This is a genomic window from Spiroplasma endosymbiont of Apeira syringaria (assembly GCF_964020205.1).
Taxonomy (GTDB): domain Bacteria; phylum Bacillota_I; class Bacilli_A; order Mycoplasmatales; family VBWQ01; genus Spiroplasma_E; species Spiroplasma_E ixodetis_A.
Genome location: NZ_OZ026543.1, coordinates 1720726 through 1737086, shown reverse-complemented (window position 1 = coordinate 1737086; position 16361 = coordinate 1720726). Strand labels below are relative to the sequence as shown.

Sequence of the window (16361 nt, the reverse complement as noted above, 5' to 3'; positions counted from 1 at the left end):
AATGCTGAGAAAAGCCTATCTACGGACTTCTCCCCACATTTTTAAATCAAACATAGAATTACAGTTTCAAAACTAGGTATCTTGTTGAATTTATATGCAGCTTCTTTAGCATATAAATGAACATGATGTTTTGCAACTTTGATATGTGTTTTAAATGTTCTTCTTATATGTTTTCAAACTGATTCAATTTGGTTGGTATTTACACCAATTTTTGAAACATAGCCATCTTGATGGTTAACTGTTTAATGCTTAGTGAAAACTGATTTAAAATCGCAATATCCTTTTCAAGAATCAGTATATACAAGACATTTTGAAGAAATGTGGTTTTTTGCAAACTGCAAAAGATTTTTACTATTTGCGTTTTTCAATACTTTCACAATTAAATTATTGGTTGTTTTTTGATAAATGCCAACAATCAAGGTTTTATTCACCAAGGATCTTCCTTGTTTTTTAAAACCCATATGTGAAAGATACATTTCATCAATTTGCACTGTACCTTCAACAATAAATTGAGGTTTTTGTTTTGCAATACGTGTTCTGATTTTATGAGTCATTCTTCAAGCAGTTTTCAAAGTCACTCCCAATTCTTTTGCAATATCTGTTGATGGAATTCCATGTTTGGTGTTTATTCATCTAAAGATAAGATAAAACCAAGATGTTAAAGATGTTTGTGACCTTGAAAATATGGTGCCTGTGAGAATGCTAAATGTTTGATTACATTTTAAACATCTCATTCTTTTTAAATCAGAAGTATTCAAATTAAAATTAAAACACCTAATACATTTGTTTTCTTTCAAATTTGCTATATATGCAAGACATTGCTGTTCAGTTTGAAAAGCATTGTTGAATTCATTCAGTTTCATTATTCCCTCCACAAGTACATGTGGGGAGAAGTCCGTTAAATTATTGGTTGTTTTTTGATAAATGCCAACAATCAAGGTTTTATTCACCAAGGATCTTCCTTGTTTTTTAAAACCCATATGTGAAAGATACATTTCATCAATTTGCACTGTACCTTCAACAATAAATTGAGGTTTTTGTTTTGCAATACGTGTTCTGATTTTATGAGTCATTCTTCAAGCAGTTTTCAAAGTCACTCCCAATTCTTTTGCAATATCTGTTGATGGAATTCCATGTTTGGTGTTTATTCATCTAAAGATAAGATAAAACCAAGATGTTAAAGATGTTTGTGACCTTGAAAATATGGTGCCTGTGAGAATGCTAAATGTTTGATTACATTTTAAACATCTCATTCTTTTTAAATCAGAAGTATTCAAATTAAAATTAAAACACCTAATACATTTGTTTTCTTTCAAATTTGCTATATATGCAAGACATTGCTGTTCAGTTTGAAAAGCATTTTTGAATTAATTCAGTTTCATTATTCCCTCCACAAGTACATGTGGGGAGAAGTCCGTTTTTATTTTTTATGAATAATAATCAAATTAATAGTGTTTATTTTATAAATAAAAATAAACACTATTAAATGTTTTAATATTTTTTTAATTCTTTGATCATTTTTGATTTTAGTAAAATTATGATAAGATATTTTTATATTTATATTAGTTTTTTGCTTTTAAATTTTTTTTTATTAATAAAATAAATAAAAGGGTTTTGGTCTTTAAAAAAAACTGGTGTAAATAAAAACAATTATTTAGAAAATCAATATCAAAATAATTAGAGATAAATTGTTTTTTAACTTTTTACTAGCAAATAATGAAATATTCATATTTAAAATAAATAAATGCAGTATTAGTTGGATTGTTAATCTTAATGAATTAAAAAAATTAACGTATAATTAAACTATCAATAATATAATATAATATTATTTAAGGTTTCTTAAATTATTTTTTGTTTTTAGGAGGAACTATGAAAATTGCTTTTGATGTAATGGGTTCAGACCATGGTAGTTTGCCCGCTATTGCTGCAGCGTTAGAAGTTATTAAAGAATTCAAAAACGTTGAAATTTGTTTAGTTGGTGATGAAAAACAAATTAATGGAAACTTGCAGATTTTATTAAAAAATAAGCCATTATCATCAAGAATAACAATACTAGCAACAACCCAAGTAATAACTATGAATGATGGTCCACTCGCTGGTATTAGAATGACTGATTCTTCTATGAATCAAGCCATTCAGTTAGTTAAAAATAAAAAAGCAGATGGTATTCTAACTTCGGGTTCAACTGCTGCCTATCTTGGTGCTTGTCATTTTTTATTAGGAGAAATCAAAGGCATTAAACGTCCGGCATTCATGCCAATTATGCCTACTTTAATAAAAGATCGACAAGTAGTATTATTGGATGTTGGAGCAAATATTGAAAACACTGTTGATGAATTAATTAATTTTGCATTAATGGGTCATATTTATTGTCAAACTATTCAAAATATTTCACGTCCTAAAATTGGTTTATTAAATATTGGCATTGAAGAAAGCAAAGGTCCAGAAGTAACTAAAGCAACATATGCTAAACTAAAACAATTAACACAAAAAAATGAAAAGTTAAGTTTTTTAAATTTTCACGGTAATATTGAACCACGAAATGTTTTAAGTGGTGATGTTGATATTATTATTTGTGATGGTTATTCAGGTAATATTGTTTTAAAATCAGTTGAAGGCATGGCATCATTATTATTTACATTAATTAAAAATGGTTATAAAAAAAATTTATGAACTAAATTTTTAGGTTTAATGTCAATTGGTATTTTTAAAAATATTAAAAAGACTTTTGATTATAAGAATACAGGTGGTGCTCAATTAATAGGTATTAATGGCATTGCTTTTAAAGCACATGGATCTAGTGATAAAAAATCTTATTATAGTACTTTAAAACTTTTAATTCGTGCTATTGAGCAAGATGTTACTAATAAAATAGCTAAACAAATTCAAGAATTATAATTTATAAATAAGTATTAAGGAGAAAAATATGATTAATATTGAACATATTTTAAAATCGAGTATTTTAGAAAAAATTAAATCTAATCGTAATTATCGTGAAGCGTTTACTCATCGTTCTTTTTCAAACGAACATAATTTAGATTATTCATATGAGCGATTAGAATTTTTGGGTGATTCGATTTTAGGGGAAAATATTTCAACTTACATTTGGCACTTATTTCCAAATAAAGATGAGGGACAATTAACAAGTTTACGTAGTAAAGCAGTTAGACAAGAAACATTGGCAGCAGTGGCAATTGCTCTAGGATTACAAGATTATTTATTTTTGGGAAATGGTGAAAAAAATACAGGTGGGCAACAACGCGAAAGTATTTTATCAGATGTTTTTGAATCATTTCTTGCTGCAGTATATCTTGATTTAGGAAATAGTGCCGTTAAAAAAATCTTAGATTTAACTTTATTTGAATTAATTAAAACTAATCAGTTAGAAACAATTATTGATTATAAAACTAAATTACAAGAATTAGTACAGGCAGAAAAAAGAGATCCTATTAATTATAAAACTATGGAACAAATTAAAAAAGATAATATTACTTATTTTATTGTTCATGTGTATTTAGATAATAAAATACTAATGGGGAAAGGAGTAGGAACAAATAAAAAGAAAGCTGAGCAAGAAGCAGCAAAGTCAGCTTTAGCAAAACTGTCAAAATCTAATTTATTAATAAGTGATCATAAGAAGGGATAATCATGTTTAAATTATTACGTAATTATATTCGTGAACAAAAAAACAATTTATTACAAATGTTTGGTTTAGGTTTTTTAGTAATGATTATGATTATTGCCTTTTTATCATTAAATTTTTCTAATAATTATTTATTTGAACAATATGTTAACGATATTGCTCATAATGAATTTAAACAATATACATTTTTTTCACCAGTGGAATATGTTAATTTTGATGGAAAATATAATGAAAAAGATAAAAATGGTTCTTATTTAAATAATATTAATTATTATCAAAAAGATAATACTATTTATAAAGAAAAGATGGCAAAAGCTACTTTTCAGTTAACAATACCAGATGCTACTAGACCTGATATATATCGTTTTACTTTTTATGGAGGACTCGCTAATAGTAAAGAATATTTTGCTATTGGTGATAGTCTTTTTAATGATACTAGCCATAAATATATTGATTTTAAAATTAATATTCCTATTAATTATCCATCTTATGATACTCATAAAGCAACGATAGAACAATATGCTAATATTCTAAATCAATATCTATATGATCCATTACATCCAGAAAATGCAACAAATTTTATGATTACTAGTGAAGCTGCTTTACAGTTTTATAATGATAATTTTAAAGGAAAAACTGAGTATCCATATGCTAATCGAAACTATAGTGAAATAGATATTAAAAATGAATCTAAGTTATATGAAATAATGTCAATGGGAATGTTATATAAAGATATTGAATGACAACATGCTGTTATGGTCCGTGATTTATTAATTACTAGTAAAAATTTTGCTTTTATTGAAACAGGACCTGAATATATTGTTAATAAAGCAATTATTGTCAAAGATGGTGGCCCAAGTTTAACAGAAAAACCATTACAAGATAATGAAATTTTAATTTACAAACATTTTGCTGAACTAAATAATTTACATATTGGTCAAAATTATGTAATTGCTGGACAAACGTTTATTATTCGTGGTTATGCTACAAGCTCATTAGCAGCATTTGTTGGTCGTTATTTTGGTAATTCACTTGATTTAAAAAATAATACTGTTGCTTTTACTAATGGTAATACGATGCACAAAGTTGAATCTGATTTAAAGGCATTTAGCAGTAATATTGATGATTTTTTTTTAGGTATTAATCCTGACTTGGCTAAAAATATTGATTCACAAATAAATAATGAATGAATTTATAATTATCTTCATGCAACTTATAAAACACCTACTGATATAGCAAGTACAAAATATTATAATAATGGTATTGAATATAATAAAATAGTTTCACCTTTAAATATCAATAATCCTAGATTTTATACTAGTATGCAAGAATGATCTTTTAGTTCCATTAATAATAGAATTAATGTTATTGAAGAGATTTCTAGTTTATTTTTAATTTTAATTTTTATTGTGACTACTATTATTATTTTTATTATTACTTTTAAAATGATTGATCGTAATAAAAAATTAATTGGAATTTTAAAAGCAACAGGATATAAAAGTTGACAATTAAGTATATCATTAGTAATTTCAATTATTGCTCCTTTATTTATTTTTTCTATTATTGGTGTTTTAATTTCGATTCCAGTTGCGCATTATTTAATTTATATTACTAATATTAGTACTGTTGCCTTAATTAGTTATGGTTGGTATTTTAATATTGTTACTGCTATTTTATTACTTGTTATTCCAATCATTAGTTTAACTTTCATTAGTTTTTTAATGGTATTATTCTTATTAAGAAATAAACCCTTAGATTTAATTACTAATAATATTTCAAAACAAAAATATAAAATAAATATTAGTTCAACTTTTACTTTTATTGCAAGATATGTGATTGGTAGATTTAGTTATCGTAATAAGTTGGCCGTTACTACTTCACTACGTAGTTTTGGTAAAACATTAATTATGTGTTTTACTAGTATTTTTGCTGCAACATTAGTATTCTTTGCGCTTGCTGCTAGTGGTTTAGTTAATAATATGTTAGGTTCACAATTTGCGGGAACTAATTTTAATTATCAAAATGGTTATCAATTTGATGATAATATTAAAACTAACTTTATTAATAACGAAAATAAATTAATTTATCAATTTAATAGTGTTGATAATATTAAAAGTAAAATTTCATTATATCCAGAATTATTAGCGGCAATTAAACAATTTGATCCTCTTAATCCTAATAAATCAATTGTGATTAATGTTCAAAATCGTTATATTATGGGTAGTGAATTATTAAAAATAAAACAATGAATTGATGCTAATCCATCAAAGATTCCATCAATAATTAAGAATTTTTTAGAAAAAAATAAAATATTATTTAATTATTTAACCAATAATAATGGTAAAAACAATACTGATTTATTGATAAGTTTTGGTTTAATTACTTATGATGAACAGTATGAAGTACCATACACACAATTAGAACTTGATAAGGCTAATCTGTTACTTCCTAATCAGCGTGGTGCTGTTTTTGATAATGATACACAAACCTTATCAAAAGAATCTTTTAAAAATTGAAGTGCACCAAGAACTGCTTATGGTATTGATGATAGTTTAAGTGATTTTTTATCTCTAAATTTTAGTATAAGTGATTTCTCTACTTTTAGTAAATTAAATTTAACTGATATGGAAGTTTCTAATAATTGGCAAGATAAACAATTTATTAATATTCGTAATCATTTAATTCAAAAATTAGGAATTAAAAATCCAGATAGTAGTCCTGTTCAATTTATTCCAATGGCTACTTCTGCTTTACCTTCGGTTGTTAATGTTTATAATGGTGGAGAACAACTTAATAATAGTGTTATTTATAGGTATAAAGGATTAGATAATCAAACAAAATATATAATTGGTGTTGCTTATGATTATATTAATAAATTAGATCCAAAAATAATAGTAATGCCCAAACTTTGACTTAATGAGATTTTATTTGGTAGTAAAAGTGATTTATTAGAAAATAATTTTGCTAATAGTAAATTAAGCAAATTTACTGATAATGAGTTTAAACATTACTTACCAATTATTAGTAATAAAAATGATTATAATATTGATTTAGCACAAATTTCACACTCAGGATATTTGGAAAGTAAAGGTATTAGTACTTCATTATCATCGGTGTATGATATTAGTAATTTACGTAGTATTATGAAGAATAATCAATATAGTTTACAAATAATAATTTCATTTTTTGGTATTTTTAGTGTTACATTATCACTAATGATTATTGTTATTGTTACTAATATTAGTGTTCGTGATAATTTAATATTAATTAATATTTTACGAAGTTTAGGTTATACTGCATTAGAAGTTTCTTATAATTTCTTTCTGGTAATAATACCTGCATTGGTAATGAGTAGTTTGGTTGCTGTTTTTATTGTTCCTTCTTTAGTAATGGTACTTTCTAATTTATTAGCAACTTTTGCAAAAATCGCATTTCCTATTGTTTTTCGTTGATGATATTTTGCATTGATGATTAGTATAAATATTTTAATTTATTTAGTCTCATACATTATTACTTGAAAGTTAAACGTTAATAATAAACAATTAATGACATTAACTAAATAATATATAATCTGGTTTACTGCTTAAAATAAAAAATTACACATTAAAATGTTTTAATTTTAAAAAATATTTTTAAATTGATAAAATTAACTTGAAGTATCAACTGGGGTTAGTGGAATATGGTAAAAATATTTTTCAATTATTTGCGTGAACAAAGAAAAAATATTATTCAAGTTTTAGGGTTAGGCTTTTTAGTTATGATTATGATTATAACTTTTTTAAGCATTCAATTTTCTGATCAATATGTAGAAAATCAATATTTAAATGATATTAGTCAAAATACTAATTTTCAAGAATTAAATGAATTACCAATTGAAAAAAATAGTTTTGAAAAAGAATATAATTATTATAAAACACATTTAGGATTATGATTGGAAAATATGTCATATTATAAACAAGATGATAGTATTGATACTTTTAAATTAAATCATGCAACTTTTCAAATTGTTTTAGTTAATGCTAATAGCGATACTTATCGTTTAATTTTTAATGGTAGTAGTGATTTAAGTGATTCTCATGCTAATAATTATTTACAAATCGGAAATAACATATCTACTAAATATCATCATCATTATGTTGATTTTAAACTATTAGTTCCTAATGATTATCATCAAGGTTATAATTCTTCTGAAGAATATAAAAATGCAATGCGTAATTTAATTAATAGTTATGTTTATGATGGAAAGACAAATATTAATCAAGTAAACTATTTTATTGGAATGGCAACCCTTTTTAGGACTATTTTTTGGTAGACATTTGTTTTTGATAATTAACTGGAGTTAAGTAGTTTAAAGTGCCGTGAATTCTTATGTTGTTATATCAATTGATGTAATCAAATAATTCTAATTTTAATTGGATTAATGATGTAAAATTTTTATCATTAATAAATTCGGTTTTGAAAGTTTTAAAGGTTGCTTCAGCAACAGCGTTATCATAAGGACAACCTTTTTTGCTTAAAGAGCGATTAATATTGAATGCTAGTAAAAGTTTATCAATAATTTTATTATTAAATTCATTACCGCGATCACTATGAAATATTTGAATATCTTTTAAACAGCGATTTTAGTGCATAAATGCTTGATATACTAATGATGCATCTTTTTTAGTACCTACACTATGTCCAATTATTTAGCGGTTAAATAGGTCAATTAATAAACAAATATAGTTTCACTTACCATTTACTTGAACATAAGTTAAATCACTAACAATAACTTCATTTTTAACTCTATTATTAAAGTTTCTATTAACAAGATTGGTTATTTGACTATCATTGACTTTATTATGATAATTTTTGAATGATAATTTAGTGTATTTTGATATTAAATTATGTTTATTCATAATTTCTTTAATTTTTCGTATTGATAAATAAATTTCTTGGTTTTCTAGAATGACTTTTAATCTTCTAGTACCATAAACTTCTTTATTTTTTTTAAAAGCACTAATAACATCTTGTTCATAAATATTATTTTGAATTTTATTTTTTTTCTTTAAATTAAAATAATATGTTGATTTAGAGAGTTTTAAAAAATGACACATTGTGCGAATTTTATATTTAGATTTATTATTTGCAATAATCTCTACTTTCTGCCTATTATTAGTGCTGCTTGCTTTAAAATATCATTTTCCATTCTTAATTGTTTTAATTCTTTTCTTAATTTAATTAATTCATTTTCTTCAACAGAACGATTATCTTTAGTTTTAAAACTACCTGAATTAGTAAACGGACTTCTCCCCACATGTACTTGTGGAGGGAATAATGAAACTGAATGAATTCAACAATGCTTTTCAAACTGAACAGCAATGTCTTGCATATATAGCAAATTTGAAAGAAAACAAATGTATTAGGTGTTTTAATTTTAATTTGAATACTTCTGATTTAAAAAGAATGAGATGTTTAAAATCTAATCAAACATTTAGCATTCTCACAGGCACCATATTTTCAAGGTCACAAACATCTTTAACATCTTGGTTTTATCTTATCTTTAGATGAATAAACACCAAACATGGAATTCCATCAACAGATATTGCAAAAGAATTGGGAGTGACTTTGAAAACTGCTTGAAGAATGACTCATAAAATCAGAACACGTATTGCAAAACAAAAACCTCAATTTATTGTTGAAGGTACAGTGCAAATTGATGAAATGTATCTTTCACATATGGGTTTTAAAAAACAAGGAAGATCCTTGGTGAATAAAACCTTGATTATTGGCATTTATCAAAAAACAACCAATAATTTAATTGTGAAAGTATTGAAAAACGCAAAGAGTAAAAATCTTTTGCAGTTTGCAAAAAACCACATTTCTTCAAAATGTCTTGTATATACTGATTCTTGAAAAGGATATTGCGATTTTAAATAAGTTTTCACTAAGCATGAAACAGTTAACCATCAAGATGGCTATGTTTCAAAAATTGGTGTAAATACCAACCAAATTGAATCAGTTTGAAAACATATAAGAAGAACATTTAAAACACATATCAAAGTTGCAAAACATCATGTTCATTTATATGCTAAAGAAGCTGCATATAAATTCAACAAGATACCTAGTTTTGAAACTGTAATTCTATGTTTGATTTAAAAATGTGGGGAGAAGTCCGTAGATAGGCTTTTCTCAGCATTTATGTGATAAAATTAAAATAGTACATAAAGGGAGAAAAGCCTTAGTAAATTGCTTAATTCAATTGTAAGTAGCTGCTCTTGTAACATTATATTCTTTAACAAGGCAAGATACTGATTTGCCACTTTGATATAAAGCTACTATTTGTTTTTTAAATTCATCGGTATATGAGTTAATATTGGCCATAATTATAGTTCCTTTCTTTGTTCACTTGTCTATGTAATTAGTGTCCAATAAAGTGTAACCCATCCATATTTTAAATGATAAAGCATTAAAAATTTATCAAGATGAAATTTATCATAAAATATCATACGCTAATCATGAATATAATAAAATTGATATTTCTTTGCAATCACAACTATATTTTTTAATTATTAATGGCATGTTATTTCAAAATATTGAATGAAATCAATATACTTTAGTTAATGATTTATTAATGACCGGTAATTCTTTTCTATTTACACAAACAGTTCCTAAAAATATTATTGATCCACCAATTTTAGTAGGTAATTATAAACAAAGTTTGGAAGAGTTACCATTACAAGATAATGAAATTTTAATTTATGAACAATTTGCTAATAATAATTTAAAAATTGGTGATAAGTATAATATTGTTAATCGTACTTTTACTGTTAGAGGATTTGTTACTAGTCGTAATAGTGCTTTTATTGCTAATAATATTAGTGGATTGATGGATCCAAAAAATAAAACAGTTGCTTTTGTTAATAGTAATACAATGACTAATATCAATAATGATTTTAAGGGTTTTATTGATAAAAATAAACAAAAAAATAGTTTTAATCCAGTTTATCCTGAACGTAGTTTAAATCCATGATTATATAATATATTACATAATCAATTAGCATATGGTCACCATTATCAAAATCTTACTAATGGTATAAATTTTGCTAATGTTGCTAGTATTTTAACAAATGATGATTATTTATGAAGACCTTATAATGAAAATGCTATTTTTTTCTTAAATGAGCGAATTAATTTGACACAAAATGTCGGTATAATATTTTTAACATTAATTTTTACTTTCACTAGTGTTATTATTTTAATGGTAGTATGAAAGATGATTCATCATAATCATAAATTAATTGGAATTTTAAGAGCATTGGGTTATAAAAATTGACAATTAACAATTTATTTGGTTTTAGCTATTATTTGACCTTTATTTATTTTTGCTATTATTGGTGTTTTAATATCAGTATTTATTAGTCATATTCTTATTAATAGTCATAACTTGTATTTAGCGTTAATTAACTATGGATGATATATAAATGTGCATATGACAATTATTGTGGTAACTGTTCCTTTATTGTTATTAGTAATTATTAGTTTTTTTATAGTTTATTTATTTTTACAAAAAAACCACTTGACTTAATTAGTAGTAAAAATTTTAAAAAATATCATCATTTAAATATTAGCAAAATTTTTAATTTTATTAGTGTTAAAGTTATTGGTGATATTAGTTATCATAATAAATTGGCAATAACTATTAGCATGCGTAGTTTTGGTAAATTAGTTATCATTAGTATAGTTAGTATTTTTGCTGCCACATTAATGCTATTTTCAATTGCAGCTAGTGGTTTAGTTAATGATATGTTATCATTACAATTTGAAGGAATTAATTTTAATTATTTAAATAGTTATCATTATTAAGACATTGAAAATAATTTTATTAATAATAACAAGCAGTTGCTTTATAACATTGCTCCAGTTTCACAAATAGAATCAGGAGTATCACTTAAACAAGATTTACAAGATGCTATTGATTAATATTTAATAAATCCTAATAATCCAGCACCCGTTATTCGCGATTTACGTAATAAATATATTTTGGGTAGCGATTTATTAAAGATGCGTAAAAATTTTGAAAAATCGACAACATGAAATTTATTACCACAAACATTTAAAAAACAGTGAACAAAACAAATAAATATTATTAATTATTTAACAAATGAAAGTGGTAATAATAATGATTTATTAATTAGCTTTGGTATTATTCCTTATCAAGAACAAAATGAGTTACCTTTTATTAAATTGAATATTGAAGATTCTTATGATTTGGATTTTAGTCATAATAATGCTATTGGTAATACTTATGATAGTGTAACTCAAACTTTTAATGATTCATGCTTTAGTAATGAAGTTACAATAAGACAAACTATCTATGGTATTAATGCAAATAGTAATAATTTTATTAAACCTAATTTAATTAATAGTAAATTTAAAAAATTTATTAAGGCTTTTCTCCCTTTATGTACTATTTTAATTTTATCACATAAATGCTGAGAAAAGCCTATCTACGGACTTCTCCCCACATTTTTAAATCAAACATAGAATTACAGTTTCAAAACTAGGTATCTTGTTGAATTTATATGCAGCTTCTTTAGCATATAAATGAACATGATGTTTTGCAACTTTGATATGTGTTTTAAATGTTCTTCTTATATGTTTTCAAACTGATTCAATTTGGTTGGTATTTACACCAATTTTTGAAACATAGCCATCTTGATGGTTAACTGTTTCATGCTTAGTGAAAACTGATTTAAAATCGCAATATCCTTTTCAAGAATCAGTATATACAAGACATTTTGAAGAAATGTGGTTTTTTGCAAACTGCAAAAGATTTTTACTCTTTGCGTTTTTCAATACTTTCACAATTAAATTATTGGTTGTTTTTTGATAAATGCCAACAATCAAGGTTTTATTCACCAAGGATCTTCCTTGTTTTTTAAAACCCATATGTGAAAGATACATTTCATCAATTTGCACTGTACCTTCAACAATAAATTGAGGTTTTTGTTTTGCAATACGTGTTCTGATTTTATGAGTCATTCTTCAAGCAGTTTTCAAAGTCACTCCCAATTCTTTTGCAATATCTGTTGATGGAATTCCATGTTTGGTGTTTATTCATCTAAAGATAAGATAAAACCAAGATGTTAAAGATGTTTGTGACCTTGAAAATATGGTGCCTGTGAGAATGCTAAATGTTTGATTACATTTTAAACATCTCATTCTTTTTAAATCAGAAGTATTCAAATTAAAATTAAAACACCTAATACATTTGTTTTCTTTCAAATTTGCTATATATGCAAGACATTGCTGTTCAGTTTGAAAAGCATTGTTGAATTCATTCAGTTTCATTATTCCCTCCACAAGTACATGTGGGGAGAAGTCCGGTATTATATTATCATTTATGATTATGACTTTGGTTACTAATATTTTAGTTCGTGATAATTGAATATTGATTAATATTTTAAAAGTATTGGGATATAATACTATGGAAGTATCTTACAATTTTATTATAATCGTTGTCCCTTTAATTTTAATTTTTTCAGTTTTTAGTATTTTTATTACCGCTAAATTGTAAAGGTAAGTGCAACTAAATTATTTTTCTATCCAAATATTCTATCGGTGAAAGATAATTTAGTATTTTTCTTGGTCTTTGGTTTAAAGACAATATAAATTTATGAACTTCATTTTTACAAGTTTTTGAAAAATTAAATTTTTTAGGAAATTTTTCTCTAATTAAACCATTAGTATTTTCATTAGTACCTCTTTGTCAAGGTGAATATGGATTTGCAAAATAAATTTTCACATCTAAATTTTTTTCAAGTTGTTGTCAATTTGAAAATTCTTTACCACGATCAAAAGTAATGGTTTTAACAATATTTTTAGGAAGAATTGATAAATAATGGCTAATATTTTTGTTAATAACTTTAGTAGTTCTGTTTTTAACTAATATTGCTAAAGTAAATCGTGATACTCTTTCAACTAAAGTTATTAAACATTTTTTACTTTTGCCTCGTGATGATACTATAGTATCTCCTTCTCAATGACCAAGTGTTATACGATCATTAATATTAAGATCTCTTTCTTTAATTGATTTGCTATTGAATTTGCCACGATTTTCTTGAGATTTGCGTTTTTTGCCTTTTCTTCTTAAATTTTTACTAGTAACTTGATCAAGCAATCCAGAATAAATTCAATTGTAAATTGTTTTAAAACTAATAACTCATTGTTTATGAAAATTTTTAATTCTGCCATAAATTTGTTCAGGTGATCAGCCTAATAATAGTTTTTGTTGCACATATTTTACTAAATCTTTATTTTTAAACTTATGAAAAAAAATATGTGATTGTTTTCTATTTTCAGCTTTATTTTGTGCAATCAATGAAAAATAATTACTATTATCTTGATTTCTATTAATTTCTCGAATAATAGTACTAATATTTCGATTAAGATTTTTAGCTATTTCACTAATTTTAACTTTAAATTTCAATTGATTCTCAATATAAATTCTTTCATCTACGCCAAGATGTTTATAACTCATATAAAAACTCCTTACTTTTTTTATAAAATAAATTTAGCATTATGAAATTTTTATATGAGAATTTTTTTGCAATTTTATTTACTTGCACTTACAAGTATAATTCAGCACCCCAATATTGATTAATATTTTATCACAGCAGTTAATTACTTTTAGTCATGTTATTTATCCAATTATTTTTCGTTGATGATATTTTTTATTAGCTTTTGGTATTAATATTCGGACTTCTCCCCACATGTACTTGTGGAGGGAATAATGAAACTGAATGAATTCAACAATGCTTTTCAAACTGAACAGCAATGTCTTGCATATATAGCAAATTTGAAAGAAAACAAATGTATTAGGTGTTTTAGTTTTAATTTGAATACTTCTGATTTAAAAAGAATGAGATGTTTAAAATGTAATCAAACATTTAGCATTCTCACAGGCACCATATTTTCAAGGTCACAAACATCTTTAACATCTTGGTTTTATCTTATCTTTAGATGAATAAACACCAAACATGGAATTCCATCAACAGATATTGCAAAAGAATTGGGAGTGACTTTGAAAACTGCTTGAAGAATGACTCATAAAATCAGAACACGTATTGCAAAACAAAAACCTCAATTTATTGTTGAAGGTACAGTGCAAATTGATGAAATGTATCTTTCACATATGGGTTTTAAAAAACAAGGAAGATCCTTGGTGAATAAAACCTTGATTGTTGGCATTTATCAAAAAACAACCAATAATTTAATTGTGAAAGTATTGAAAAACGCAAAGAGTAAAAATCTTTTGCAGTTTGCAAAAAACCACATTTCTTCAAAATGTCTTGTATATACTGATTCTTGAAAAGGATATTGCGATTTTAAATCAGTTTTCACTAAGCATGAAACAGTTAACCATCAAGATGGCTATGTTTCAAAAATTGGTGTAAATACCAACCAAATTGAATCAGTTTGAAAACATATAAGAAGAACATTTAAAACACATATCAAAGTTGCAAAACATCATGTTCATTTATATGCTAAAGAAGCTGCATATAAATTCAACAAGATACCTAGTTTTGAAACTGTAATTCTATGTTTGATTTAAAAATGTGGGGAGAAGTCCGTAGATAGGCTTTTCTCAGCATTTATGTGATAAAATTAAAATAGTACATAAAGGGAGAAAAGCCTTAATATTATTGTTTATATTAGTGCTTATATTATTACTTGATTATTAAATTTTAGAAAATATAAGTTATGAGCATTTATGGAGTAAAGATATTAGTTAATAAAAATTTTATTCTAGTAAAAATTTAAAAAAGGAAGTTTATTATGTTTTTAATTGATTTTCACTTAGAAAGGCATATAATGAATTTATAATGTTTTTAAACCCATTGTTTTAATTTTAAAGCAAATGGGTTTTTATGTTAAAAAGGAGATGAACTTATGGAACAGCAAGAAAGTAAAACACAAACATCTAGTAATGAGTTAAAATCAAAAATAGAAATTGGACAATAAAAATTACAAAAAGAAAAAGATAAATTAATAAAATTACAAAATGAAGCAGAAACAGTTTCTGTTTCTAAGGAAACTAAAAAAGGAATTGTAGAACAAATAGAAGCAATTAATCAATTAGAAAAAATGATTAATGAAGTTAAAAAACAACTTAACAAAAATGCTTATTAAATAAGGAGTAAAATATGCCATTAGATAAGGATAAGGATAAAAAAGATTTACAAATTAAAATATTTACAGATGAGCAAATTCAATTACTTACCGAAGATGATATTAAATCATTATCAATTGAACAAATTCAAGTATTTAATGAAAAAATTAAAGTATTAGATAAAGAAGTTGAAAAAAGAACCATAATATTATCAAATTATATTGATGTAATTACTGATGCTACTTTTAAAATAACTAGTTTATTAGAAGAAAATGTTTTTTTGGAAAAGCAAAAAATCGGCAATTTTAAAAATTTTATTTTTTGAATGCTTAGTTGTGGTTCTGTTAATAAAAATAAAAGAATAGAAAAAAACTAAATAAAAATAAAAAGGAAATACAAGAAAAAACTAATGAACGAACAGATTTAAAAATAATATTTGAAAATATTAGTTTAGAAAGAAAAAAAATAAATGATAAGTTAAATAATTTAATTAAATTAACTGAATTATGAAAAAATATTAATGATAAAAAAAATAGTATAAAAAACACTTCACAAGATAAAGAA

The 16361-nt window shown here is 24.6% G+C and carries 19 protein-coding genes; 12 read left to right on the top strand and 7 right to left on the bottom strand.

The features are described 5' to 3' along the window. Positions 1–242: 242 nt before the first annotated feature. Positions 243–1316, bottom strand: a complete 1074-nt coding sequence (locus AACL02_RS10670) for an IS1595 family transposase (protein WP_339041510.1) — start codon at positions 1314–1316, stop codon at positions 243–245. Positions 1317–1327: 11 nt separating this feature from the next. On the opposite strand from AACL02_RS10670, the gene AACL02_RS10665 reads away from it, so the two are divergent. The 5 genes from AACL02_RS10665 to AACL02_RS10645 all read left to right on the top strand — a co-directional run bounded on the left by AACL02_RS10665 (position 1328) and on the right by AACL02_RS10645 (position 7955). Continuing rightward, a complete protein-coding gene (locus tag AACL02_RS10665) occupies positions 1328–1486 on the top strand; it encodes a hypothetical protein (RefSeq protein ID WP_339041508.1) in 159 nt (52 codons plus the stop codon). 383 nt (positions 1487–1869) lie between these two features. Continuing rightward, positions 1870–2898: a phosphate acyltransferase PlsX gene (gene plsX, locus AACL02_RS10660; protein WP_174481261.1), complete on the top strand. Its 1029-nt coding sequence runs from the start codon at positions 1870–1872 to the stop codon at positions 2896–2898. A 28-nt stretch (positions 2899–2926) separates the two neighbouring features. After that, positions 2927–3646, top strand: a complete 720-nt coding sequence (gene rnc, locus AACL02_RS10655; protein ID WP_174481262.1) for a ribonuclease III — start codon at positions 2927–2929, stop codon at positions 3644–3646. 2 nt (positions 3647–3648) lie between these two features. Beyond that, on the top strand, positions 3649–7206 hold the full coding sequence (locus AACL02_RS10650) for an ABC transporter permease (RefSeq protein ID WP_339041506.1): 3558 nt from the start codon (positions 3649–3651) through the stop codon (positions 7204–7206). A 116-nt stretch (positions 7207–7322) separates the two neighbouring features. Then, complete coding sequence (locus AACL02_RS10645; protein ID WP_339041504.1) at positions 7323–7955, top strand: hypothetical protein; 633 nt, start codon at positions 7323–7325, stop codon at positions 7953–7955. Here AACL02_RS10645 and AACL02_RS12550 read toward each other — a convergent pair. The 3 genes from AACL02_RS12550 to AACL02_RS10635 form a co-directional block, all read right to left on the bottom strand. Next, positions 7942–8160 carry a transposase gene (locus AACL02_RS12550; RefSeq protein WP_422397851.1) on the bottom strand — a complete coding sequence of 73 codons (219 nt, stop codon included), beginning with the start codon at positions 8158–8160 and terminating at the stop codon, positions 7942–7944. The genes AACL02_RS10645 and AACL02_RS12550 overlap by 14 nt on opposite strands. A gap of 171 nt (positions 8161–8331) precedes the next feature. Then, on the bottom strand, positions 8332–8739 hold the full coding sequence (locus AACL02_RS10640; RefSeq protein WP_339041501.1) for an IS3 family transposase: 408 nt from the start codon (positions 8737–8739) through the stop codon (positions 8332–8334). A 41-nt stretch (positions 8740–8780) separates the two neighbouring features. Next, on the bottom strand, positions 8781–9014 hold the full coding sequence (locus AACL02_RS10635; RefSeq protein WP_339041499.1) for a hypothetical protein: 234 nt from the start codon (positions 9012–9014) through the stop codon (positions 8781–8783). Here AACL02_RS10635 and AACL02_RS10630 point away from each other — a divergent pair. After that, complete coding sequence (locus AACL02_RS10630; RefSeq protein ID WP_339041497.1) at positions 8960–9562, top strand: IS1595 family transposase; 603 nt, start codon at positions 8960–8962, stop codon at positions 9560–9562. The genes AACL02_RS10635 and AACL02_RS10630 overlap by 55 nt on opposite strands. A 204-nt stretch (positions 9563–9766) precedes the next feature. Here the strand turns inward: AACL02_RS10630 and AACL02_RS10625 are convergent, their stop codons facing one another. Then, complete coding sequence (locus AACL02_RS10625; RefSeq protein ID WP_339041495.1) at positions 9767–10006, bottom strand: transposase; 240 nt, start codon at positions 10004–10006, stop codon at positions 9767–9769. A gap of 196 nt (positions 10007–10202) precedes the next feature. Here AACL02_RS10625 and AACL02_RS10620 point away from each other — a divergent pair, with 196 nt between their 5' ends. The 3 genes from AACL02_RS10620 (at position 10203) to AACL02_RS10610 (ending at position 12169) form a co-directional block, all read left to right on the top strand. Beyond that, on the top strand, positions 10203–11210 hold the full coding sequence (locus AACL02_RS10620) for an ABC transporter permease (protein WP_339041493.1): 1008 nt from the start codon (positions 10203–10205) through the stop codon (positions 11208–11210). 101 nt (positions 11211–11311) lie between these two features. Next, a complete protein-coding gene (locus AACL02_RS10615; protein WP_339041491.1) occupies positions 11312–11488 on the top strand; it encodes a hypothetical protein in 177 nt (58 codons plus the stop codon). Positions 11489–11686: 198 nt separating this feature from the next. Beyond that, a complete protein-coding gene (locus tag AACL02_RS10610) occupies positions 11687–12169 on the top strand; it encodes a hypothetical protein (RefSeq protein ID WP_339041489.1) in 483 nt (160 codons plus the stop codon). On the opposite strand, the gene AACL02_RS10605 is transcribed toward AACL02_RS10610, so the two are convergent. Continuing rightward, a complete protein-coding gene (locus tag AACL02_RS10605; RefSeq protein WP_281747836.1) occupies positions 12155–12976 on the bottom strand; it encodes an IS1595 family transposase in 822 nt (273 codons plus the stop codon). The genes AACL02_RS10610 and AACL02_RS10605 overlap by 15 nt on opposite strands. On the opposite strand from AACL02_RS10605, the gene AACL02_RS10600 reads away from it, so the two are divergent. Next, complete coding sequence (locus AACL02_RS10600) at positions 12922–13059, top strand: hypothetical protein (protein WP_339041487.1); 138 nt, start codon at positions 12922–12924, stop codon at positions 13057–13059. The two genes, AACL02_RS10605 and AACL02_RS10600, sit on opposite strands and share 55 nt — an antisense overlap. Before the next feature lie 155 nt (positions 13060–13214). Here AACL02_RS10600 and AACL02_RS10595 read toward each other — a convergent pair whose 3' ends face one another. Further along, positions 13215–14165 carry an IS30 family transposase gene (locus AACL02_RS10595; protein WP_339040235.1) on the bottom strand — a complete coding sequence of 317 codons (951 nt, stop codon included), beginning with the start codon at positions 14163–14165 and terminating at the stop codon, positions 13215–13217. 258 nt (positions 14166–14423) lie between these two features. Here AACL02_RS10595 and AACL02_RS10590 point away from each other — a divergent pair, with 258 nt between their 5' ends. After that, positions 14424–15239: an IS1595 family transposase gene (locus AACL02_RS10590; protein WP_339043523.1), complete on the top strand. Its 816-nt coding sequence runs from the start codon at positions 14424–14426 to the stop codon at positions 15237–15239. A 592-nt stretch (positions 15240–15831) separates the two neighbouring features. Beyond that, complete coding sequence (locus tag AACL02_RS10585) at positions 15832–16173, top strand: hypothetical protein (protein WP_339041486.1); 342 nt, start codon at positions 15832–15834, stop codon at positions 16171–16173. The last annotated feature ends 188 nt before the right edge of the window (positions 16174–16361 follow it).